At 65.2% G+C, this 22,184-nt stretch carries 19 protein-coding genes; 10 read left to right on the top strand and 9 right to left on the bottom strand.

The annotated features are described in order from the left end of the window. Nucleotides 1-13: 13 nt before the first annotated feature. Nucleotides 14-1,162 carry a Spy/CpxP family protein refolding chaperone gene (locus tag IVB23_RS09335; protein ID WP_247803317.1) on the bottom strand — a complete coding sequence of 383 codons (1,149 nt, stop codon included), beginning with the start codon at nucleotides 1,160-1,162 and terminating at the stop codon, nucleotides 14-16. On the opposite strand from IVB23_RS09335, the gene IVB23_RS09330 reads away from it, so the two are divergent. Beyond that, nucleotides 1,133-1,708 (top strand): hypothetical protein, encoded by a 576-nt coding sequence (locus tag IVB23_RS09330; RefSeq protein ID WP_246515517.1) that lies wholly within the window; start codon nucleotides 1,133-1,135, stop codon nucleotides 1,706-1,708. The genes IVB23_RS09335 and IVB23_RS09330 overlap by 30 nt on opposite strands. Before the next feature lie 370 nt (nucleotides 1,709-2,078). On the opposite strand, the gene rocD is transcribed toward IVB23_RS09330, so the two are convergent. Both rocD and IVB23_RS09320 read right to left on the bottom strand, forming a co-directional pair. Next, nucleotides 2,079-3,293, bottom strand: a complete 1,215-nt coding sequence (rocD, locus tag IVB23_RS09325) for an ornithine--oxo-acid transaminase (protein ID WP_061878203.1) — start codon at nucleotides 3,291-3,293, stop codon at nucleotides 2,079-2,081. 225 nt (nucleotides 3,294-3,518) lie between these two features. After that, nucleotides 3,519-4,739, bottom strand: a complete 1,221-nt coding sequence (locus IVB23_RS09320; RefSeq protein WP_247803316.1) for a cytochrome P450 — start codon at nucleotides 4,737-4,739, stop codon at nucleotides 3,519-3,521. 105 nt (nucleotides 4,740-4,844) lie between these two features. On the opposite strand from IVB23_RS09320, the gene IVB23_RS09315 reads away from it, so the two are divergent. From IVB23_RS09315 to IVB23_RS09275, 9 genes are all read left to right on the top strand, one after another. Then, nucleotides 4,845-5,387 (top strand): phosphonopyruvate decarboxylase, encoded by a 543-nt coding sequence (locus IVB23_RS09315; RefSeq protein ID WP_028178284.1) that lies wholly within the window; start codon nucleotides 4,845-4,847, stop codon nucleotides 5,385-5,387. Next, a complete protein-coding gene (locus tag IVB23_RS09310; protein ID WP_247803315.1) occupies nucleotides 5,384-5,974 on the top strand; it encodes a thiamine pyrophosphate-dependent enzyme in 591 nt (196 codons plus the stop codon). Before IVB23_RS09315 ends, IVB23_RS09310 begins: the two co-directional genes overlap by 4 nt. Nucleotides 5,975-6,111: 137 nt before the next feature. Beyond that, nucleotides 6,112-6,813 (top strand): TetR/AcrR family transcriptional regulator, encoded by a 702-nt coding sequence (locus IVB23_RS09305; RefSeq protein WP_061878200.1) that lies wholly within the window; start codon nucleotides 6,112-6,114, stop codon nucleotides 6,811-6,813. Between the two features lies 1 nt (nucleotide 6,814). Continuing rightward, nucleotides 6,815-8,005 carry an efflux RND transporter periplasmic adaptor subunit gene (locus IVB23_RS09300; protein WP_061878199.1) on the top strand — a complete coding sequence of 397 codons (1,191 nt, stop codon included), beginning with the start codon at nucleotides 6,815-6,817 and terminating at the stop codon, nucleotides 8,003-8,005. An 81-nt stretch (nucleotides 8,006-8,086) separates the two neighbouring features. Next, a complete protein-coding gene (locus tag IVB23_RS09295) occupies nucleotides 8,087-11,182 on the top strand; it encodes a MexW/MexI family multidrug efflux RND transporter permease subunit (protein WP_061878198.1) in 3,096 nt (1,031 codons plus the stop codon). Between the two features lie 129 nt (nucleotides 11,183-11,311). After that, complete coding sequence (locus IVB23_RS09290; protein WP_247803314.1) at nucleotides 11,312-13,420, top strand: sensor histidine kinase; 2,109 nt, start codon at nucleotides 11,312-11,314, stop codon at nucleotides 13,418-13,420. Further along, nucleotides 13,417-13,806, top strand: a complete 390-nt coding sequence (locus tag IVB23_RS09285) for a response regulator (protein WP_247803313.1) — start codon at nucleotides 13,417-13,419, stop codon at nucleotides 13,804-13,806. Before IVB23_RS09290 ends, IVB23_RS09285 begins: the two co-directional genes overlap by 4 nt. After that, nucleotides 13,803-15,053 carry an adenylate/guanylate cyclase domain-containing protein gene (locus IVB23_RS09280; protein ID WP_247803312.1) on the top strand — a complete coding sequence of 417 codons (1,251 nt, stop codon included), beginning with the start codon at nucleotides 13,803-13,805 and terminating at the stop codon, nucleotides 15,051-15,053. Before IVB23_RS09285 ends, IVB23_RS09280 begins: the two co-directional genes overlap by 4 nt. 9 nt (nucleotides 15,054-15,062) lie before the next feature. Further along, nucleotides 15,063-15,809, top strand: coding sequence for a hypothetical protein (locus tag IVB23_RS09275; protein WP_247803311.1), 747 nt, complete (start codon nucleotides 15,063-15,065; stop codon nucleotides 15,807-15,809). Here the strand turns inward: IVB23_RS09275 and IVB23_RS09270 are convergent. The 6 genes from IVB23_RS09270 to IVB23_RS09245 all read right to left on the bottom strand — a co-directional run bounded on the left by IVB23_RS09270 (nucleotide 15,806) and on the right by IVB23_RS09245 (nucleotide 22,180). Next, nucleotides 15,806-16,693, bottom strand: a complete 888-nt coding sequence (locus IVB23_RS09270) for an ABC transporter permease (RefSeq protein WP_247803310.1) — start codon at nucleotides 16,691-16,693, stop codon at nucleotides 15,806-15,808. The genes IVB23_RS09275 and IVB23_RS09270 overlap by 4 nt on opposite strands. Nucleotides 16,694-16,696: 3 nt before the next feature. Then, entirely contained in the window at nucleotides 16,697-17,638 is a 942-nt protein-coding gene (locus tag IVB23_RS09265) for an ABC transporter permease (RefSeq protein ID WP_247803309.1), read from the bottom strand. A 31-nt stretch (nucleotides 17,639-17,669) separates the two neighbouring features. Then, entirely contained in the window at nucleotides 17,670-19,181 is a 1,512-nt protein-coding gene (locus tag IVB23_RS09260) for an ABC transporter substrate-binding protein (RefSeq protein ID WP_247803308.1), read from the bottom strand. Between the two features lie 17 nt (nucleotides 19,182-19,198). Beyond that, a complete protein-coding gene (locus IVB23_RS09255) occupies nucleotides 19,199-20,308 on the bottom strand; it encodes a dipeptide ABC transporter ATP-binding protein (protein WP_247803307.1) in 1,110 nt (369 codons plus the stop codon). Nucleotides 20,309-20,483: 175 nt separating this feature from the next. Continuing rightward, entirely contained in the window at nucleotides 20,484-21,473 is a 990-nt protein-coding gene (locus IVB23_RS09250) for an ABC transporter ATP-binding protein (RefSeq protein ID WP_247803306.1), read from the bottom strand. After that, nucleotides 21,470-22,180, bottom strand: coding sequence for a DUF1028 domain-containing protein (locus IVB23_RS09245; RefSeq protein ID WP_247803305.1), 711 nt, complete (start codon nucleotides 22,178-22,180; stop codon nucleotides 21,470-21,472). The genes IVB23_RS09250 and IVB23_RS09245 overlap by 4 nt, the downstream gene beginning before the upstream one ends. Nucleotides 22,181-22,184: the final 4 nt, after the last annotated feature.

Here is a 22,184-nt window from a genome sequence, read left to right as displayed (position 1 = left end):
GCGCGCGCGGGCCTCACGGGCTTGCGAGCTGTTGCAGCGTGTTGAAGCGCGCCTTCTGCTCGCTGCTCAGCGTGGCGTAGAACTCGTCCAGTGCGGGTTCGACCAGCTTGGCGGCCGTCAGCATGGCCTCGAGACGGCGATGCATCGCCTCCAGCCGTCCGACCGGCGTCAGGGGCACATCGTTCGGACAGGCCGCCTGCAGGCCGTCAACGCCCTTCGCCGTCGCTTCGCTCAGGCGGTCGAGCGCCTCCTTCTGCTTGCCCGCAGGGTGGAGCACGGCCTCGATCCTCTGGATCGGCAGCTGCGTCAGGCTGGACTTGGGATCGCCGCAGCCCTCGGCACTGGCCTCCTGCTGCTGCGAGCGCTCGCCGACATTGGGGCCGAGCGCGTTGAAGCGGGCCTGCTGTTCGTCACTTAGCGAGTTGTAGAAGTTCTCCAGTACTGGCCGCACGATCTTGACGGCCTCCAACGTCGCGCTGATGCGGTTCATCATCGCGCGCAGGCGGCCGGGCGGAGTCAGTGCATAGGTTTCCGCACAGGAGTCCTTGAACACGGCGGCAGCGTTTGCCGCCGCGGTCTTCAACTCGTCGAGCAGCGCGCGTTGCTCCGGCGTCGGCTGCACGGCTCGCGCGATATCGGCAAGCGGCCAGGCGGTGACGCCCTTGTCCGGCGTGCTGCACAATTGCTGGAGCGTCTGCGGGCTCACGCTGGCGCGCGGCCGCGTGCGTCCGCCGCCGGCTTGCGGATAGTCGTACGGATCGGTGCTGGCATAGGCGGCATAGGGGCCGTCGCCACCCCAGAACACGGTATCGACGAAGTCGTCATAGGCGTACGCCCAATAGCCGGGCTCGTAAGCATAGGACCAGAACGTGTAGTTGAAGATGTCGGAATAGGCGTAAGGCCAGAACACCGGCCCAAGCCACGCCACGAACGCCGCGGGATGGCGGTGACGCCAGGCCTGCCGGGGAGCCCAGCCGCTTTGGCGCGTGGTGAGCGCCGCCTGGGCTAGAGCAGGGGCCCGCTCGCGGAAGGGCTCGGCAAACCGTCCACGCTGGGCGGCCTCCACTGCGGCCGCAGCCGCCCGCCCGGCGGGAGCCTGGAGTCCAAGCCGCTGCTGGCGCGCCAGATCGCTTTGCTGCGCGCGCTGCTCACGCTGAAGCAAGCGGTTCTGCGTCTGGAGCGTGCGCTGTTGCTCGCGCAACGCCCGCGCGCTTTCCGGTTTCTGCGTCTGGAGTTGCTGCACGCGCTGCTGCAGGCGATCGATACGGGCCTGGCGCTCCGTGGTCTGCCGCGACAGCATCTCGCGCTGCCGCTGCTCGACTTGCTGCGAGCGCTGTTGGATACGTTGCTCGCGTTCAAGAAGACGGCTCTGCGACTGCAGCAACCGCTGCTGCTGGTGTTGTGCCCTTGCGCCTTCCGGCTTCTGCGATTGCGATTGCAATTGCTGCACGCGCTGCTGCAAGCGATCGATACGGTCTTGGCGTTCCGCGGATTGGCGCGAAAGCATCTCGCGCGGCGGTCCCGCTCGCTCGCTCGCGGCCGGGGGGGCACTTGGGCGCGACGGGGCGGCGATATGCGGCGTCGGCCGCGGCGCCACGGCCGGACGTTGCGGCGATTCCGGCGGGCGATGGAATTCGCGCCGCGGCGCCGCCACCTGGGGGGCGGCTCGCGGGGCACTGAATTGTGGGCTCGAGCGCGGTGGCGGTGATGCCATGTGCGGCGCCGGACGTGGCGCCATCGCTGGCCGCTGCGGCATGGCTGGCGGTGCTGCCGGCCGAGCCATAGCCGGCGGCGCCGCCGGACGGGCCATGGCCGGTGGTGCTGCTGGCCGTGCTGCCGGCGCTGCGGCGGGGCCGGGCGGCCCGCCTCTTCCATGTCCCTGGCCGGGTCCTTGGGCGAGCGCGCCGGCACTCGCCGCCAGCATCGAGACACCGACTAAAACAGCCGTAAGGCAAACGCCACGCGGAAGCATGATCTTAGCTCCCAGCTCATAATCGCCCACAACGTTTCAACGCGCAGGTTGCGGAATCGTTCGTTGCTGGCGGCGGCCGGCATGCGATCTTCGGACGCAGGCAGTCTCAGGAGAAGTCCTGCGTCAGGGTGGTGGCGAGCCGCTCCAGCGCCCAGTCGACCTGGTCGCTTGTGATCACCAACGGCGGGGCGATGCGGATCGTTTGCTCATGGGTATCCTTGGCGAGGATGCCCTTGCCCTGAAGCGCCTCGCAGTAGCGGCGAGCGCGGCCAGCTTCGGGATGCAACTCGACCGCCAGCATCAAGCCGCGCCCGCGAACCTCGCGGATCGTATTCGCACGAATGTCTTGCAAGCCTTTCAGAAAGCGCTCGCCCTGCCTGGCCGCGTTCTCGATCATGCCTTCCTCGACCAGCACGCGTATCGCTGCGCGGGCCACGGCGCAGGCAAGCGGGTTGCCGCCAAAGGTCGAGCCATGCTGCCCGGGTCGCAAAGTCCCGAGCACGTCGTTGTTCGAGAGCACGGCCGACACCGGATAGAAGCCACCGGACAGGGCCTTGCCGAGCAGCGTCACGTCCGCCTCGATTCCCTCGTGCTGTTCGGCGAGCAGTTTACCGGTGCGACCGAGCCCGGTCTGGATCTCGTCGAGCACCAGCATCACGTTGTTTGCGATGCAGAGCTGGCGCACCTCAGTGAAGTAGCCGGCCGGAGGAATGATGACGCCGGCTTCGCCCTGGATCGGCTCGACCAGAAAGGCGACCGTGTTTGGGGTGATCGCCTCTTCCAGCGCCGCGGCGTCGCCGAACGGGATGATCTTGAAGCCAGGCGCGAACGGCCCGAAATGTGTGCGTGTCTCAGGGTCGGTTGAAAAGCCGACGATGCCAAGCGTGCGCCCGTGAAAATTGTTGGCGCAGACGATGATCTCGGCCGCACCGTCCGGCACGCCCTTCACCTCGTAGCCCCATTTGCGAACCGCCTTGATCGCGCTTTCGACCGCCTCGGCGCCGCTGTTCATCGGCAGCACCTTGTGGGAGCCGGTGAGCGCGGCGATCTCTTCGTAGAACAGGGCGAGCTGGTCGTTGTGGAAGGCCCTCGAGGTGAGCGTCAGCCTGTGCGCCTGTTCGATCATCGCCGCCAGGATCTTGGGGTGGCAGTGGCCCTGGCTGACCGCCGAATAGGCCGAGAGGCAATCGAGATAGCGGTTGCCTTCGGTATCCCAGACCCAGACACCTTCGCCGCGTGACAGGACGACCCCGATCGGCGCGTAATTATGGGCGCCAAAGCGTGCTTCCGTTGCGATGAGATCAATGACCGACGCGCTCATCTGTCGTCTCTCCATTGCTGCGCGCCGGCGTCAACCGACCGCTCCGGCGGCCCTCAACCTGATCTGGGTATCGCTCTGCCGTCTTGGAAGCCTTCATGCCCCGATCGCGTGGTGGGGCCCGATCTGCTCGAAATGTCAGATGGTTCTGCGGAACCACAGGGCCTCGTTCGCCGACACGCCCTCTACTGTGCATGGGGTTGTTTTCGACATTTTGCTCTGGACCCCTCAGTCGATCGCGCAGGGCACGCTCAAGAACCCGCGGAACCGGACCCGTCCGCCCCGGACCGGCTGCCCGCTCACGGCATAGTTCGGGAAGCGCGCCAGGAAGCGCGAGATCGCGATCGCGCCTTCCAGCCGCGCCAGCGCCATGCCGGCGCATTGATGTGCGCCGGTGGCGAAGGCGAGGTGCCGGTTCGGCGTGCGCGCAATATCGAAGCGCTCCGGGTCTGGAAACTGCGCGGGATCGCGGTTGGCCGCGCCAATGCACAGCGTCACCGACGTGCCGGCATCGAGCACGACGCCGCCGAGCTCGACGCGCTCCGTGGTCATGCGATTGCCGAGCTGGTTCGAGCTCTCATAGCGCAGCATCTCCTCGAGCGCCGTCTTGATCATGTCGGGGTTGTCGATCAGCCGCTGCTTCTGGTCGGGATGACGGTCCAGCGCCACGAGGCCGTTGCCGATCAAATTGGTGGTGGTCTCGTGCCCGGCGTTGAGCAGGAAGATGCAATTGTGCAGCAGCTCCTTCTCGCTCAGCCGCTCGCCGTTCTCCTCTCCCTGGATCAGCCGCGTCAGCACGTCGCGCTCGGGGTTGCCCGGCTTTGCGCGCCGCCGCGCCACCAGCGTCTGCAGATAGGCGAGGAAGTCCGCCACGGCCTTGTTGCCGCGCGCGCCTACCTCGGGCGACACCACGGGTTCGAGCGCGCCGAGGATCGCCAGCGACCAGTCGCGCAGCGGCCCGCGTTCCTCGTGGGGAACGTCGAGCAGATTGCCGATCACCTCGATGGGAATGGAGGCCGCGAAATCCTCGATCAGCTCGAAAGCGCCCTTGGCGGCGATGGTGTCGAGCAGGCCGTCGACCAGCTTGATGAGGTCGCCCTCCATGCTCGCGATCGCACGCGGCGACAGCGCGCCCATGATCAGGCGGCGCACGCGGGTATGGGACGGCGGGTCGTTGAAGACGAGACTGGTGGTGTGGTGCTCGTAGAGCGGGGTGTCGCCGTATTTCGGTGCGAACTCACGCTTCTTGTCCGAGCTGAACGATTTGGTGTTCTTGTAGGTGGTGACGAGGTCGTCGTAGCGGGTCAGGAACACGGTGCCGTTCGGCAGGCGCTTGACCGGCTCGTTCTCCCGCAGTGCACGATAGGTCGGGTAGGGGTCGTCGTAGAACTCCGGCGTCAGCTTCTCGAGGTCGAAGCTGGCCGCCAGCGCCTTCGCATCTGCGTTCATCCCGTTATACTCGCCGGTTAAAGCCGATATGCCGTTTTTGTTGTTCTGGTCGGCGCATGCATGCGTCTACAGTCTTTGCACCTTGCTAGCCGACCGGACAGGAAAATGCACGCACGCGCTGACGCTGCCGACACGGCCCCGAACTGGCCCGACGATATCTTCGCAACATTGCAGCGCTTCGACGTCCGGCAGGTGCCGTATGTCCCCGACGCCGGTCATTCCAGGCTGATCCAGCGCGTGCTGGATTCCTCCACCATGCGCGGCATTCCGCTGACGACGGAGGAGGAGGGCGTGGCGCTGCTCGCCGGCGCCTGGGCCGGTGGCCAGCGCGGTGTCTTGCTGATGCAGTCGAGCGGCGTCGGCAATTGCATCAACATGCTGTCGTTGATCCCGATCCTGCGCTTTCCGTTCCTCACGCTCGTCACCATGCGCGGCGAATGGGGCGAGTTCAATCCGTGGCAGGTGCCGATGGGATCGACCACGCAGGGCGTGTTCGAGCTCTCCGGCGTCAAGGTGCTGCGCGCCTCGAATGCCGCCGAGGTGCCCGCCGTGCTCGAGGCGGCCGCGGCGCAGGCTTACAACGCGCTCACCCCGACTGCCGTCCTTCTGTCGCAGCGCCTGATCGGTGCCAAGGTTTTCACCAAATGAGCAAGGCCAATCTCCTCGACCGCCGCCAGGTGGTGTCCGCGCTGCTCGCGGACCGCAAGGACGTCGTCGCGATCGGCGGCCTCGGCGCCTCCACCAACGACATGTGCGCCGCCGGCGACCATGCCCGCAATTTCTACCTATGGGGCGGCATGGGCGGCGCCGCGATGATCGGGCTCGGCCTCGCTCTGGCGCAGCCGAAGCTGCCGGTGCTGGTCATCACCGGGGACGGCGAAATGCTGATGGGGATGGGCAGCCTTGCCACCATCGGCCTGCAAATGCCGCCCAATCTGTCGATCGCAGTGCTGGACAACGAGGCCTATGGCGAGACTGGCGGGCAGACCAGCCACACCTCGGCCGCCGCCGACCTTGTCGGCATCGCCAAGTCATGTGGCATTGCGGACAGCCGGGCCGTCACGACCATGGCCGAGGTCGAGGCCTTTGCCAAAGCCGTCCACGACGTTTCCGCCGGCCCGCGCTTTGCCAATGTGAAGATCGACAGCGCCAGCCTGGAGCGGATCCTGCCAAGCCGGGATGGGACCTACATCCTCAACCGGATCCGCGGCGACCTCGGCTTCCAGCCGATCTAGCCAGGCGCTGCTCTCAGAGCGAGCGCGCTGCAAGCAGCCCGAGTGGTGGGACGAATTCCCCTGAATTTGCAACGCATTCAGGTTGCGATGCAACATAGTGCTTGACTTCTGCGTGGGTGAGTGCTTACTCACCCAGCATGAGCTCATTGCGTATGACGAGCGACCTGAGGCGTCAATTGATCCTCGGCGCCGCAAAGCGCTGCTTTGCCCGACATGGCTACACCGGCACCACGACGAAGAGCGTGGCCGCCGCCGCTGCCATTTCCGAGGCGCTGCTGTTCAAGCATTTCCCGTCCAAGGCCGCGCTCTATGCAGAAATTCTTAGCGACGAATGCGAAGCGGATCCGGCGTTCATCGAGCTTCTCGAGCGGGAGCCCTCGACCGCCACGCTGGTCGAGGTGATCCGCAGGATGGTCGGGCATTTCCTGCACATTGCTGACGGTCCCGATCAGGAAGAGGCGCAGCGCCTGCGGCTGATGGCCACGAGCCATCTGGATGACGGCGAATTCGCGCGTTTGCTATATGCCAAGATCGAGACATTGATTGGGGCGGCTTTTGTCGGCTCGCTCGAGCGCGCCGTGGCCGCCGGGGATGCGCGGCCCTACGCCGGCGATCCGCTCAACCTGTTCTGGTTTGCGCATCATGCGGTGATGACCGCGGCGCTGACCAGGCTGCCGGCCACGCCTTGTCTCGCTTACGGCAAGGCGAACGACCTGGAGCGGCAGCTCTGTGAGTTTCTCCTGAGGGGTATCGGACTTAACGACGCCGCAATTGCTTCGCATCTGGGCCGCGATCAGGCCGCGGATGCCGGCAAGGCGGCGATTGCAGAAAGTGCATGACATGAACATCGTAACCGAACACAAGATTTCGGGCGAACCGATCGACAAGGCTCCCAAGCGTCCGGTTCGGCCGGTGCTCTGGTTCATCATCGTCGGCACGCTTCTCGCCGCGCTGGTCGGTGGACTCGTCTGGTTCAACTATTTCCGCGGCCAGATGATCCAGCAGTTCTTCGCCAACAACAAGCCGCCGCCGACGGCCGTCAGCGCGGCCGAGGCGAAGTCCGAGGTGGTGCCGAACCTGCTCACCGCGGTCGGCAGCCTTGTCGCCGTGCATCAGGTCGACGTCAGCGCCGACGTCAACGGCCGCGTCACGGAGATCAAGTTCGAGCCGGGTACGCGCGTCGAGGCCGGCACGCCGCTGGTGCAGCTGTTCGACGCGCCGGAGCAGGGCGACCTCGCCAATTACAAGGCGCAGGCGACCGTCGCGCAGCTGTCGCTTGACCGCGCCAAGCAACTGGCCGCGCGCCAGTTCGGTCCGCAGGCGACCGTCGATGCCGCGCAGGCCTCCTACGACCAGGCGCAGGCCGGCATCGCCAAGACCGACGCGCTGATCTCGCAGAAGCTGGTGCGCGCGCCGTTCTCCGGCGATCTCGGCATGCGCAAGGTCGAGGTCGGCCAATACCTGACGGCAGGTACGGCGATCGTGTCGTTGACCGATCTGTCGGAGCTGTGGGCCAACTTCACGGTGACGGAAAAGGATTCCGGCAACCTCAAGGTCGGCCAGACCGTCCGGCTGAAGGTCGATGCCTATCCAGGCCGCACCTTCGAGGGCAAGATCACCACGATCGAGCCGCAGATCGCGACCGACACCCGCAACATCCGCGTGCAGGCGACGATCGCCAATCCGGAGAAGATCCTCAAGCCCGGCATGTTCGTGACCACCACGGTCGTGCTGCCGGACAAGCCGGCCGTGATCACCGTGCCCGAGACGGCGGTCGACTACACCCTGTACGGCGACTCGGTGTTCGTGATCGCCGAGAAAAAGGAAGCGGACGGCAAGACCAGCCTCTCGGCGGTGCGCACCTTCGTGCAGACCGGCAACCGGGTCGATGGTCGCGTCGAGATCCTCAAGGGCCTGAAAGCGGGCGACAAGGTCGTCGCCCTCGGCCAGCTCAAGCTGCAATCGGGTGCACCGGTATCGATTTCGACCGACCCGACTCCGCCGATCCCGGCGCAGCCGCCGCGCTATTGACAACATCCTCACGTGATCCGGCCCCGCCGGATCACGTCTCTTGAGACATAGAAATCCAGATCGGAAATCGAGATCGACGCGATGGCCCTTACCGATATTTTCATCAAGCGCCCGGTCCTGTCGGTCGTCGTCAGCCTGCTGATCCTGCTGATCGGCCTGCGCGCGGCGATGGTGCTGCCGATCCGGCAATATCCGAAGCTGTCGAACACGGTCATCAATATCACGACCGTCTATCCCGGCGCGTCCGCGGACCTGATCCAGGGCTTCATCACCACGCCGATCGAGCAGGCAGTCGCCTCCGCCGAGGGCGTCGACTACATCACCTCGTCCTCCGTGCTCGGCACTTCGACGATTCAGGTCTACATCAAGCTGAATTTCGATCCGAACCAGGCGCTCACCGAGGTGCTGGCGAAGACGAACTCGGTGAAGTACCTGATCCCGAAGGAATCCAACGACCCGATCGTCACCAAGACCACCGGCCAGACCACGGCCGTGATGTATCTCGGCTTCTCGTCCGAGGAGCTGTCCGGTTCGGCGATTTCCGACTATCTGACGCGCGTGGTGCAGCCGGTGCTGTCGACCGTCGACGGCGTCGCCTCGGCCGACATTCTCGGCGGCCAGACCTTCGCGATGCGTCTTTGGCTCGATCCCGTGAAGATGGCCGGCCGCAATGTGTCGCCGGCCGACGTCGCCGCGGCAATCACCGCCAACAACTTCCAGTCAGCGGCGGGCCAGACCAAGGGCTATCTCATCGTCTCGAACGTCTCGACGAATACCGGCCTCACCGACGTCAACCAGTTCAAGAAGATGATCGTCAAGGCCAAGGACGGCGGCTTCGTGCGGATGGAGGATATCGCCACCGTCGAGCTTGCCGCCCAGAGCACGGACGCCAGCGTCGCCTTCAATGGCGAGCACGCGATCTTCATCGGCGTGCAGGCAACGCCGCAGGGCAACCCGCTGACGCTGGTCAAGGGTGTGCGCGCGCTGTTCCCTGAACTCGAGCGGAATTTGCCGCCGTCGATGAAGATGAAGGTCGCCTACGACTCCACCAAGTTCATCCAGTCCTCGATCGACGAGGTGGAGAAGACGCTGGGCGAAGCCGTGATCATCGTGATCGTGGTCATCTTCCTGTTCCTGGCTTCGCTGCGGTCGGTCATCATTCCCGTCGTCACCATTCCGCTGTCGATGATCGGTGTCTGCACCCTGATGCTGGCGCTGGGCTTCAGCTTCAATCTCCTGACCCTGCTTGCGATGGTGCTGGCGATCGGCCTCGTCGTCGACGACGCCATCGTCGTGGTGGAGAATATCCATCGCCACCTTGAGGAGGGCAAAACACCGGTTCAGGCCTCGCTGCAAGGTGCGCGCGAGATCGTGGGTCCCGTCATCTCGATGACGATCACGCTCGCGGCGGTGTACGCGCCGATCGGCTTCCTCGGCGGCCTCACCGGCTCGCTGTTCCGCGAATTCGCCTTCACCCTCGCGGGCTCGGTAATCGTGTCGGGCGTGATCGCGCTGACATTGTCGCCGATGATGTGCTCGATGCTGCTGAAGAACACCGAGGAAGGCCGCTTCGCGAAGCTCGTGAACCGGGTGTTCGGCGCGATGACGCGCTGGTACGGCCGCAAGCTCGATCGTTCGCTCGACTACAAGGCCATCACCGGCCTGTTCGCGGTGACGATCCTCGGGCTGGTCGGCTTCCTCTACATGCATACTTCGAAGGAGCTGGCGCCCGAAGAAGACCAGGGCATCGTGTTCGCGGTGACCAAGGCCCCGAAATACGCCAACATCGATTATCTCGATTTCTACGGCGAAAAGCTCGACAAGGAATTCGCGAAATTCCCCGAGACCGACCTGCGCTTCGTGCTGAACGGCATCAACGGCCCGCAGGGCGGCATCGCCGGCATGCTGCTCAAGCCCTGGGACGAGCGCACGCGTTCGTCGATCCAGCTCAAGCCGCTGGTGCAGGCCGAGCTCTCCAAGATCGAGGGCGTGCAGGCCTTCGCCTTCAACCTGCCGCCGCTGCCGGGCGGCCCGGGCGGCCTGCCGATCCAGATGGTGATCAACTCCACCGCCGGGTTCCAGACGGTCTATGAGCAGATGGAGAAGCTGAAGGAAGCTGCGCGCAAGAGCGGCATGTTCATCGTCTCCGACAGCGACCTCGCCTACAACCAGCCGAACGTGACGGTGACGATCGACCGCACCAAGGCACAGGATCTCGGCGTCAACATGCAGAACCTCGGCGCTACGCTCGCGGTGCTGCTCGGCGGCAACTACATCAACCGCTTCAATCTCGAGGGCCGGTCCTACCAGGTGATTCCGCAGGTGCCGCGCGCCAAGCGGCTGTCGCCGGAATCGCTCGGCGGCTACTATGTGACGACCAATACCGGCCAGCAGCTGCCGCTGTCGACGGTGGTGTCCATTGAAACCAAGACCGACCCGAATTCGCTGACTCACTTCAACCAGCTCAATTCGGCGACGTTCTCGGCGGTGCCGATGCCGGGTGTGACCGTCGGTGCGGCGGTGGACTTCCTCGAAGGCGAGGCCAAGAAGCTGCCGCAGGGCTTCAGCCACGACTATCTGGCCGACTCCCGGCAATATGTGCAGGAAGGCAATCAGCTCGCGATCACCTTCGGCTTTGCGCTGATCATCATCTTCCTGGTGCTGGCCGCGCAGTTCGAGAGCCTCCGCGACCCGCTGGTGATCATGATCTCGGTGCCGATGGCGATCGTCGGCGCGCTGATCCCGCTGTTCTTCGGCGCGGCGACCATGAACATCTATACCCAGGTCGGTCTGCTCACCCTGGTCGGCCTGATCACCAAGCACGGCATCCTGATGGTGGAGTTCGCCAACGAGCTCCAGGTCAAAGAGCGGCTCGACCGCCGCTCCGCCATCGAAATGTCGGCCCGCATCCGCTTGCGGCCGATCCTGATGACGACGGCCGCCATGGTCACCGGCCTGATCCCGCTCCTGACCGCGACCGGCGCGGGTGCGGCCAGCCGCTTCTCGATCGGTCTGGTCGTCGTGGCCGGCATGTCGATCGGCACGCTGTTCACGCTGTTCGTGTTGCCGGCGGTCTATGTGGTGCTGGCGACCGACCATCGCGCGGCGGCTGATTCGGAGCGGAACAAGCAGGTCAACGAGCTCGACCTGGGCTCCAAGGCGCTGCGGCCGACCTGAGGCCGCAAGGCAAGCCAGTCCAGGGGCGGCAGCGGTCATCCGCCGCCGTCCTTTTTCGTTGTGTCCTGGGGAAGCCCGTTCCTGCGCTTGCGAGAGACAAGGTCCGGTCTTCTTGCTAGGTTCCGCGGGATGAGCCTTTCCGTCCCCTCCGACACCCCTCGAGCCGGGCCGCTGCCGAGCGCGGCCCCAGGCAAGGCAGCGTCCGGCGAAACGGCGGGCCGCGGAATCAGGATGCGGCTGTTCACCAAATATGTCGCGCTGTTCGTGGCCGTCGTCGCCATCGCTCTGCTCGCCAATGGCTTGTTCGAGGTCTTCTTCTATTATCGCGAGCACAAGGCTTCCCTGATCAGAGTCCAGCACGAGCAGGCCGAGGCGGCCGCGGCCAAGATCGGCCAGTTCGTCAAGGAGATCGAGAGCCAGCTCGGCTGGACCACGCAACTGCCTTGGTCGGGAAGTTCGATCGAGCAGCGCCGGTTCGATGCGCTGCGCCTCCTGCGTCAGGTGCCTGCCATCACCGAACTTGCCCAGGTGGATTCGACCGGCAAGGAGCGGTTGCGGGTCTCGCGGCTGGCGATGGACGCGCTCGACAGCGGAATCGACCTGTCGGCCGACCCGAAGTTCACCGAGGCGGTCGCGCACAAGGTTTATTACGGCCCGGTCTATTTCCGCCGGGAGTCCGAGCCCTACATGACGCTGGCGCTGGCCGGCGCCCGCAAGGATGCCGGCGTCAGCATCGCGGAGGTCAATCTCAAGCTGATCTGGGACGTTGTGTCCCAGATCAAGGTCGGCGAGCACGGACACGCCTACGTGGTCGGTCCGGAGGGACGACTGATCGCGCATCCCGACATCAGCCTCGTCCTGCGCAATACCGACATGTCCGGACTCCCCCAGGTACGTGCCGCGCTGGCCGGGAGCGGTACCGTCGCCGGCGCGCTTTCCGAAGCGCGCAACATCCAGGGCCGGCAGGTGCTGACCGCATCGGCCCCGATCGAGCCGCTGCATTGGACAATGTTCGTCGAGCTGCCGGTCGAGGAGGCCTATGCCGCGCTCTATGCTTCATTGCAGCGGCTTGCGATCGTGCTGCTCGCAGCATCGATTTTCGCGGTGCTCGCCGGGATCTTCCTGGCGCGCCGCATGGTCGTGCCGATCCAGGCGTTGCGCAGCGGCGCCGAGCGGATCGGGGGCGGCGATTTCTCCCAGCGCATCTCGATCAGAACCGGCGACGAGCTTGAAGGGCTCGCCGACCAGTTCAACGACATGGGTGCACGCTTGCAGGAATCCTATGCCGACCTCGAGAACAAGGTCGAGCAGCGCACCGCGGAACTCCGCCAATCCCTCAACGATCTGCGCACCGCGCAGAACCGCCTGATCCAGACCGAGAAGCTTGCGTCTCTCGGCCAACTCACCGCCGGCATCGCTCACGAGATCAAGAACCCGCTCAACTTCGTCAACAATTTCTCCGCAGTGTCGACGGAGCTGATCGACGAGCTCAACGAAGCGCTGCAATCCGCCGCTCTCGACGGCAAGACGAAGGAGGAGGTCGAGGAACTGACCGGCATGCTCAGGGGCAACCTCGAGAAGGTGGTGCAGCACGGCAGGCGCGCCGATTCCATCGTGCGGAACATGCTGCTGCATTCGCGCGAAGGTTCCGGCGAGCATCGCGCCGTCGACATCAATGCGGTCGTGGAGGAAAGCCTCAATCTGGCCTATCACGGTGCCCGGGCCGAAAGGCCGGCATTCAACGTCACGCTCGAGCGCGCGTTCGATCCCGCTGCCGGCATGGTCGACATTTATCCGCAGGAGATCACGCGCGTCTTCCTCAACCTGATCTCGAACGGCTTCTACGCGGCGTCCAAGCGCAAGGAGACCGAGGGGGACAGCTTTGCGCCCACCTTGAGCGCGACAACGAAGGATCTCGGCGGCAGCGTCGAAATCCGGATCCGCGACAACGGTACCGGGATTCCGCCCGAGGTGAAGGAGAGGATGTTCAACCCCTTCTTCACCACCAAGCCGGCCGGCGAGGGGACGGGGCTCGGTCTGTCCATGAGCCATGATATCATCGTGAAACAGCACGGCGGCACGATCGACGTGAACACCGAGCCCAGCGTATTCACCGAATTCATCGTCACCCTGCCGCGGGCGATGGCAACAGGCGGCACGACTGACAGCACACCTGACAGCACACCTGACAGCACACCTGACAGCACACCTGGCAGTACACTTGGAGGCAAGTCTTGAACGTTTACATCCTGGTCGTCGATGACGAGCCCGACGTCGAGGCGCTGTTTCGGCAACAGTTCCGGCGCGACCTGCGCGCCGGCCGCTTCCAGGTGGAGTTCGCGCTCTCGGCCCCCGAGGCGCTGAAGCGCGCGGCCGAGGTTCGCGATCCCTCACTGATCCTGATCCTGTCTGATATCAACATGCCCGGCATGAGCGGGCTCGACATGCTGCCGAAGGTGCGTGCCGCGCATCCGGATGTGCCCGTCATCATGATCACGGCCTATGGCGACGCCGAGACGCGCCGAAAGGCGATCGAGCGCGGTGCCGTCGGGCTTCTCACCAAGCCGATCGACTTCGCGCTGCTGCGGCAGGAGATCGACACGAGGCTCGAGCAAGCCGCATGACTGCGACCATCCTCTTCGTCGACGACGAGCCTGACCTCGAGGCGCTGATCCTGCAGAAATTCCGCAGGCAGATCCGCGATGGGAAGCTCGCTCTCATATTCGCGCGCGACGGCCTGGAGGCGCTGGAGTCGCTCGAGCTGAACCCGCAAGTCGACATGGTGGTTTCCGACATCAACATGCCGCGGATGGACGGGCTGTCGCTGCTGGCGAGGCTCCAGGAGGCCGAGGACAAGAAGTCGACCATCATCGTCTCGGCTTATGGCGACATGAGCAATATCCGCATCGCCATGAACCGCGGCGCTTTCGACTTCCTGACCAAGCCGATCGACTTCGCCGATCTGGAGACCACGATCGAGAAGACCATTCGTCATGTCGAGATGCTGCGCGAAGTGCGGCGGCGCCAGATGGAAGCCGAGCGCGCTTATGCCTCGCTGTCGCGCTTCTTCTCGCCGGAGATCGCAAGGCGCTTGGCGGCGGATGTCCAGGGTGACGGCATGGAGGTGCATTGGCGCGATGTCGCCACCCTCTTCACCGACATCACCGGCTTCACCTCACTGGTCGAGTCCGCGGCCCCGCAGACACTGGGCGAGCTGCTCAACGAATATTTCGGCGGCATGACCGAGATTGTCTTCGCTCATGAGGGGACGGTCGCCAAGATCATCGGCGATGCGATCCAGGTGCTGTTCAATGCGCCCGGCGACCAGCCGGACTATGCGACGCGTGCAGTCGCCTGTGCCCATGACCTCGACACCTGGGCGGAGGACTTTTCGGCGCGCTGGAAGGCGAGGGGCGTGAATTTCGGGACCACCCGCATCGGTGCCCATGCTGGCCCCGCGCTGGTCGGCAATTTCGGCGGCAACCGCTTCTTCGACTACACGGCCTATGGCGACACCGTCAATACGGCAGCGCGGCTGGAGGCGGCCAACAAGTATCTTGGAACGCGCATCTGCGTCAGTGCCAGCGTGGCCAAGGGGGCTGCGAACTTCCATGGTCGGCCCGTGGGCGACCTGATGCTGCGCGGACGCAGCGAGCCGCTGCGTGCGTTCGAACCGCTGCCCCAGGCGAAATTCGAAGCCCCGGCGACGGCGCAATATTCCGAAGCTTTTGCCAAGATGGAGGCAGGCGATGCCGCCGCCATGCCGGCCTTTGCCGCGCTGGTCGGGATGCATGCCGACGATCCGCTGGCCGGTTTTCACCTGAGGCGTCTGCTCAACGGCGCCAAGGGCACTCGCATGCAATTGGAATAGGAGTCCGTCATGACGCGCGAATTCTCCGCCGGCAACTATCGTTTCATTCCATCCGTGTTCCAGTATTCCGCTGGCGCCGTCGCGGATGAGGGTTATGAGATCGAACGCGTCCGGTTCGACCGCCTGGTGCCGCTCGCTGAAGGATTTGCGCTGGCCGCAAAATTCATCCAGGAGGCGGGGCGTCCATTGACGGCATTCTGTGCCTGCGAGCTGCGCTCGCCGGCGGCCTTCAGCGAGGAGGGCTTTCGTGCGTTCAACCTGCACTATGTGAAGACGTTGTCCGAGTGGGGCATCTTCGACGGCACGACCAATCCGGTGGCGCGCAGCAATGTCTGCCCGGAGATCGATCCGCCGTCAGAGCCGTCCTTCTACGCATTCTCCTTCACGCGACCGACGCGATCAAACACGCCCAGCTTTGTCATCGCCGGCGGCGCGGAGGCACGCGAGGGCAGCGGTACCTATGTCGAGCGCACCGTGCGCTACCGCGACCTCAGTCCGGAAGGCTTGCGGGAAAAGGTTCGCTTCACCACGACCTCGCAGATGGAGAGCCGGATGGCCGCCTTCGGCGTCGGCTGGAAGGACACGACCGGCGTGCAGGCCTATTCCGTGCACGACTTCCACCACGCGCTGGTCGACGAACTGGTCCGCCGCGGCGCCTTGCGCTCCGGCCTGACCTGGCATTTTGCCCGGCCGCCGGTCGTCGATCTCGAATACGAGATGGATTGCCGCCGCGTGATGCGCGAGGTTGTGATCTAGCGCTGCCGCGGATCGAGCGCGTCGCGAAGGCCGTCGCCGAGCAGGTTCAGCGACAGAACCACGAGGAAGATCGCGAGGCCCGGCCAGATCGCCATCCAGGGCGCCTGGGTCAGGAAGCGTTGCGCGGCGTTGAGCATGCTGCCCCAGGACGGCGCGGGCGGCTGTTGGCCGAGGCCCAGGAACGACAATGCGGCTTCCGCAATGATGGCGGCGGCGATCGAGAGTGTCGCCTGCACCAGCAGCGCCGGCAGGATGTTCGGCAGGATATGGGAGAACGCGATCCGCCACGGCGGATTGCCAAGCGCCCGCGCGGCCTCGACATAGTCCTCGGCCTTGACGACCAGCACCTGGCCACGGGTCAGGCGGATGAAGATCGGGGTCGCCGAGATGCCGATCGCGATCATGGCATTGCCGAGGCTCGGCCCGAGGAATGCCGCGAGCGCGATCGCCAGGATCAGGAACGGGCAGGCCAGCATCGCATCGGTGATCCGGCTGATCAGCGCGTCGGTGAAGCCGCCGCGATAGCCGGCGAGAAGGCCGAGCGGCACGCCGATGCCGAGCGCGATCGCGACCGAGATGAGACCCGCGAGGAGGGAGGCGCGCGCGCCGTAGATGACGCGGCTCAGGATGTCGCGGCCGAGCTCGTCGGTGCCGAACCAGTGCGCCGCCGTCGGCGGCTTGCGCACCAGGCTCCAGCTCGTCGCGATGGGATCGTAGGGAACGGCGAGTGGCGCAAGCGCCGCAAGGAGGATGAATACCGTGATCACGACAAGCCCGAACACGGCCGCCTTGCGCTTGAACAGCCGCCGCCGGGCGCGGCGCGCCGGGCTGTCCAGCTCGTAGGCTTGGGCGGTGGGGCTGGCGGGCAGCGCAGTGTCGGTCATCGCCTAGCCCCTTAGCCGCGGATTGACGAGGACATAGGCGACGTCGGCGACGAGGTTCAGGGTGATGTAAACCGTGGCCGTCACCAGCACCACGCCCTGCACCACGGCGTAGTCGCGATTGAACACGGCGTCCACGATCAGCTTGCCGAAGCCGGGAATGGAGAAGATCTGCTCGGTCAGCACCGCGCCCGACAGCAGCGTGCCGAGCTCGAGCGCGCCGAGCGTGATGATCGGCGTCAGCGCATTGCGCATGGCGTGCTTGAGGATGACCGAGCGCTCGGAAAGACCCTTCGCGCGAGCGGTGCGGACATAGTCGCTCTCCAGTACCTGGAGCATGGCGCTGCGGGTGTGTCGCATCAGGATCGCGGAAATCGCGTTGCCGAGCACGAAGGCCGGCATGATGGTGGCGGCGAGACTCGCGCGCCAGTCCTCGGTCAGCGGCACGTAGCCCGAGGCCGGCAGCCAGCCGAGCTTGATCGAGAACAGGAAGATCAGGAGGATTCCGAGCCAGAAATTCGGCGTCGAGATGCCCCAAAGCGCGAAAAGATTGGCGCCATAGTCCCATGCCGTGCCTTTCTTCACAGCGGAGATGATTCCGGCGGGAATGCCGATGCAGAACGCGATCAGGATCGCCATCGAGCCGAGCTGCAGCGTCACCGGCAGTTTCTGTGCGATCAGCTCGCGCACCGGCATCTTGTTGCGCAGCGACTCGCCGAAATTGCCTGTCAGCACGCCCCTGAGCCAGTGGACGTACTGAACCGGGATTGGCTGATCGAGCTTGTATTGCTGGCGGATCTGCTCGATCACCGCGGGATCGCGCTCCTCGCCGGCCATCACCAGCGCGGGATCGCCCGGCAGCAATTGCTGCAGCGAGAAGATCAGCACCGACACGAAGAACAGCGTCGGTACGATCTGCGCGATGCGGCGGGCGAGGAAGTTCAGCATGGCCCCACACGTGTCCCGGTCGTGGCCGCGATCATTTCAACTTCAGCCCAACCACGCGCACCAATCCGTCCGGCATCTGCCTGTAACCATCGAGCTTCTTGGTGTGCGCGATCAGAAGCGTGCGGTGATAGATGTAGATGATCGGCAGGTCGTCGAGCAGGATCTTGGCCAGCTTGGCGTAGATCGCCTTGCGCTCGTCGACGTTCGCTGTCGCTCGCCCTTCTTCCAAGAGCTTGTCGGCCTCGGGGTTGGAATAGCCTCCGTCATTCTGCGGCGCCTTGCTGCGCATGAAGATGTAGGAATTGCCGTCGGGATCGATCCGGCCGCTCCAGTTGATCTGGAAGACCTGGAACTCGCCGGCCTGGGCCTGCTTGAACGTGGTCGCGAACTCGACGGCACGGATCTTGATGTCGAAGCCGGCTTCCGCCGCCATCGACTGAACGACCTGGGCGACGGCCTCGTTCTCCGCGCCCTTCGGGATCATGTAGTCCACCGTCACCGGCAGGGTGACGCCCGCTTCCTTCAGCAGCGCCTTGGCCTTGGCAACGTCGCGGCCGCGAACCGGGAATGCCTTCTGGTAATAGGGATGCGTCGGGCTGACCCATTGATTGCCCGGAGTGAACTCTCCGTTGAACACGACCTGGTTGAGAGCCTCGCGGTCGATGGAAAGGTCGAGCGCCTGACGGACTTTCGCCGACTGGCTCAGCGGGCCCTTGTTCTTGTCGTTACCGATGTTGATGGTCAGGCCGAGATAGCCAAGCTCCGGCGCGGTCGACAATACGAGCCGGGAATCGGCGCGGACGTCCTTGATGTCGGTGGCGAGCACGCGTTCGATCAGGTCGAGAGCGCCGGATTTCAGATTGGCGAGGCGCACGGTGGCGTCGACGATCGGCTGGAACACGACGCGGTCGATGTGGATGTTGTCCTTGTTCCAGTAGTCGGCGAATTTCTCGAACACCATGCGGTCCTGCTGGACGCGTTCGACGAACTTGTATGGACCGGCGCAGACCGGATGCAGGCCGAACTTGTCACCGGCCTCCTTCGCAGCCTTGGGCGAGACCATCATGCCGGAGCGGTCGGTGAGCTGGGCGATCAGGGGCGAGTAGGGCGTCTTCAGCACCAGCTTGATGGTGAGGGGATCGACCACCTCGACGTGGTCGACGCTGGCGAGCTCGGACTTGCGAAACGAGGTCGGCAGCGTCATGTGACGCTCGATCGAGAATTTCGCGGCTTCCGCATCCATCGGTTCGCCGTCGTGGAATTTGACGCCTGGCCGAAGCTTGATCGTCATGGCCTTTCCGTCGGCCGATGTCTCGTAGGACAACGCCAGCTGCGGCACGATGTTGAGCTTCTCGTCGATGTCGAACAGCTTGTCACAGAACGCGGAGAAAACGATGCGGCCGACATAAGTGCGGCCGATGCTGGGATCGAGGATGTCGGGGTCTTCGGCGATGCCGATGCGAAGCGTAGTCTGCGCCTGGGCGGTGCCCGCGAGCGACGTCAGCAATGCCGACGCCAGGATTGTCAAACGCATAAAGCTCATCGTACTCAATCTCTGTTTCACGGCGTTGTGGGGGCGGCCCCCAATGAACGAACCCCGCCGCCGCGTGCTGCTTCCGGCCCACTGCTGAAGGCTGCGACCAGTTTTTCCAGGACCGGCGAGAAGCCGCCGTCCATGGGGACGATCGCCTCCGAGGAGGGCAGTTCCGATGTTCGGTGGCAGGCCGTTGCATGTCCGGTGCCATCCAGCACGAGCTGGGGCATTTCGCTGCGGCAGCGGTCGATGACATAGGGGCAGCGGGTGTGAAAGCGGCATCCCGGCGGCGGATTGAGCGCGCTGGGGATCTCTCCCTGCAGCACAATCCGGCTGCTCTTTGCCCGCGGTTTAGGCACGGGGATCGCGGACAGCAGCGCCCGGCTGTAGGGATGGTTCGGCGCGGCGAACAGCGCGTCCGCCTCCGCGGTCTCGACGATCTGGCCGAGATTCATCACCGCGACGCGGTCGGCGATGTGCTTGACCACGGCGAGGTCGTGCGAAACGAAAATGTAGGCGAGGCCAAGCCGGTCCTGCAGCTCGCTCAGCAAGTTCAGGATCTGCGAGCGGATCGAGACGTCGAGCGCCGAGACCGGCTCGTCGCAGATGATCAGCTTCGGCTCGACGGCTAGCGCGCGAGCGATGGCGATGCGCTGGCGTTGACCGCCGGAGAATTCGTGCGGGTAACGCCGGGCGAGGCGCGGCTCCAGCCCGACCAGCCGCAACAGCTCGGCGACGCGCTCGGATCGTCGCGGCGCCGGAACGAGATCGTGCAGCGCCAGCGGCTCGGTCAGGATCTGTCCGACCGTCATGCGCGGATTGAGGGAGGCGTAGGGATCCTGGAAGATGATCTGCGCCTCGCGGCGGAAGGCGCGCAAGCCGTTGGCGTCGAGCGAGAGCAGGTCGCGGCCGTCGAAGCGGACCGCGCCCGCATCCGGCTCGATCAGCCGCAGCACCAGACGGCTGACGGTGGACTTGCCGCACCCGGATTCGCCGACGAGCGCCAGCGTCTTGCCGGCGTCGAGCGAGAACGAAACGCCATCGACGGCCTTGACGTGCGCCAATGCGCGGCCGAACAGCGAGCGCTCGGCGACGAAATGCTTGACCAGGCCCTCGACCTCGAGAAGAGAGCTCATTGCTTCTGCACCCCGCAAGTACCGATCTCGTGTCCCGGGCGCGGCGCAGCACGAAGTGTTGCGACGCTGAACCGGGACCCAGATTGCCGCCACATGGGCCCCGGTTCAGCAGCACACCACCGCGCTGCGCTTGTGCTGCGCTGCGCCCGGGGCACGAGACGGGAGAACGAGGCCATCACGACACCAACAGTTCGAGCGGCGCGCGGATACAGCGCGAGAGGTGACCGGGGCCGACTTCCAGCAGCGGCGGCGGCGCCTTCGTACAGGCATCCAGCATGAAGGGACAGCGCGCGGCGAAGCGGCAACCGGCGGGCGGCTGCGCCATGTTCGGAACCATGCCTTCGATCGTCGCAAGCTGCTCGGCCCGATGGTCGAGCCGCGGGATCGAGCCGAGCAGACCGACCGTATAAGGATGCTGCGGAGCCGAGAACAGCTCGTCCACCGGTGCACGCTCGACGATCTCGCCGGCATACATCACCGCCACCTCGTCGCAGACCTCGGCGACGACGCCGAGATCGTGGGTGATCAGGATGATCGCGGCGCCGCTCGCCGCTTTCAACTCGCGCATCAATTCCAGGATCTGGGCCTGCAGGGTGACGTCGAGCGCGGTCGTCGGCTCGTCGGCGATAAGGAGGCGCGGGTCGCAGGCCAGCGCCATCGCGATCATGACGCGCTGGCGCATGCCGCCGGAGAGCTTGTGCGGATACTCGTCAATGCGCCGCTCGGGCGATGGGATGTGGACGCGGCGCAGCAGCTCGATTGCGCGGTTCCGCGCACTCTTCCGCGAGCCGCCGCGATGGCGCAGGATCGTTTCGATGATCTGATCGCCGATCGTGAAGCTCGGGTTGAGCGAGGTCATCGGTTCCTGGAAGATCATCGCCAGCCGGTTGCCGCGGAGGTCGCGCAGCGTCTGGACAGGGGTCTTCAACAGGTCGAAACCGTCGAAACGGATCGCGCCTGATATCTCCGCGCTTCTCTTCGGCAAGAGGCCCATGATGGCCAGCGACGTCACGCTCTTGCCGCAGCCGGATTCGCCGACGAGGCCAAGCGTGGCGCCATGGGCGACGCTGAGGTCGACGCTGTCGACGGCGTGGGTGACGCGGCCGTCGTCGCCGTGAAAGCGGATGCGCAGATCCCTGATCTCGATGAGGGGGCTCGGGTTCATGACCGCCTCGCCCGGGCTGCTTCGATGCTGGCGTCGATGACGCTGCGATCGGTGTTGCCGGCCGGGTTCTGCCGCGTCGGCATGGAGGCGCGGAAATGCACCCAGAGCTCGTGGCTGACCTGCTCCAGACGCTCGAGCTCGCCGAGCGGGTCGGGATGATCGTCGGTGCGAATGTCGAGCGCCGGCCATTCCTCCTCGCCGTGGATCAGGAGCGCGGCGGACTGCTTGCCGCGCTTGTCCCCGCCGGCGGCTTCGCCCGCGCGCATCGCCGCGAGCAGGCGGCGCGGGAAGGGGAGGCTGTCATTGGCGATGTAGGTCTTTGCCGTCTCATCGAGCACGTCGGCGCAGGCGAGCATGTTGCCTGCGATCGAGAAGCCGCTGCCCGCGATGTGACCGCACCAGTCGACACAATCGCGCCCGGTATGCGCGGCGATCTCGCCGCTGGCATCCATAATGTGGATCTGGCGGCTCTCGCGGCCGTCGTCGGTCGCGAGCAGGGTGGCGAGCACGTCATGCGCGTTCAATCCTTCGCGCAGCAGCTTGACGCCGTCGATGCCGTAATAGGGGTTGACGAAGGCCTGCGTTGCGATGGCGCCGACACCGGCGGCGATGTAGGGGACCCTCGCGCCGACGGCGAAGAAGCGGGTCGCTACCGCAATGCCAAACTGGCCGGTGGCAGGGTCTCGCGCGATGATCGACCAGGTCATGTGC

The organism is Bradyrhizobium sp. 191, from assembly GCF_023100985.1.
Classification (GTDB): Bacteria; Pseudomonadota; Alphaproteobacteria; order Rhizobiales; family Xanthobacteraceae; genus Bradyrhizobium; species Bradyrhizobium diversitatis.
The sequence above is the reverse complement of the archived record's forward strand: the minus strand, read 5'-3'. Positions and strand labels throughout refer to the sequence as shown.

Bases quoted from the DNA above. Each gene is read 5' to 3' on its own strand.
- IVB23_RS09320 (WP_247803316.1), bottom strand. From the start codon at position 4,739: ATGAACGCAGATGCGAAGGCGCTGGCGGCCAGCTTCGACCTCGAGAAG.
- IVB23_RS09305 (WP_061878200.1), top strand. From the start codon at position 6,112: ATGAGCTCATTGCGTATGACGAGCGACCTGAGGCGTCAATTGATCCTC.
- IVB23_RS09315 (WP_028178284.1), top strand. From the start codon at position 4,845: ATGCACGCACGCGCTGACGCTGCCGACACGGCCCCGAACTGGCCCGAC.
- rocD (WP_061878203.1), bottom strand. From the start codon at position 3,293: ATGAGCGCGTCGGTCATTGATCTCATCGCAACGGAAGCACGCTTTGGC.
- IVB23_RS09300 (WP_061878199.1), top strand. From the start codon at position 6,815: ATGAACATCGTAACCGAACACAAGATTTCGGGCGAACCGATCGACAAG.
- IVB23_RS09255 (WP_247803307.1), bottom strand. From the start codon at position 20,308: ATGAGCTCTCTTCTCGAGGTCGAGGGCCTGGTCAAGCATTTCGTCGCC.
- IVB23_RS09275 (WP_247803311.1), top strand. From the start codon at position 15,063: ATGACGCGCGAATTCTCCGCCGGCAACTATCGTTTCATTCCATCCGTG.
- IVB23_RS09265 (WP_247803309.1), bottom strand. From the start codon at position 17,638: ATGCTGAACTTCCTCGCCCGCCGCATCGCGCAGATCGTACCGACGCTG.
- IVB23_RS09295 (WP_061878198.1), top strand. From the start codon at position 8,087: ATGGCCCTTACCGATATTTTCATCAAGCGCCCGGTCCTGTCGGTCGTC.
- IVB23_RS09250 (WP_247803306.1), bottom strand. From the start codon at position 21,473: ATGAACCCGAGCCCCCTCATCGAGATCAGGGATCTGCGCATCCGCTTT.
- IVB23_RS09290 (WP_247803314.1), top strand. From the start codon at position 11,312: ATGAGCCTTTCCGTCCCCTCCGACACCCCTCGAGCCGGGCCGCTGCCG.
- IVB23_RS09280 (WP_247803312.1), top strand. From the start codon at position 13,803: ATGACTGCGACCATCCTCTTCGTCGACGACGAGCCTGACCTCGAGGCG.
- IVB23_RS09270 (WP_247803310.1), bottom strand. From the start codon at position 16,693: ATGACCGACACTGCGCTGCCCGCCAGCCCCACCGCCCAAGCCTACGAG.
- IVB23_RS09310 (WP_247803315.1), top strand. From the start codon at position 5,384: ATGAGCAAGGCCAATCTCCTCGACCGCCGCCAGGTGGTGTCCGCGCTG.
- IVB23_RS09260 (WP_247803308.1), bottom strand. From the start codon at position 19,181: ATGAGCTTTATGCGTTTGACAATCCTGGCGTCGGCATTGCTGACGTCG.
- IVB23_RS09245 (WP_247803305.1), bottom strand. From the start codon at position 22,180: ATGACCTGGTCGATCATCGCGCGAGACCCTGCCACCGGCCAGTTTGGC.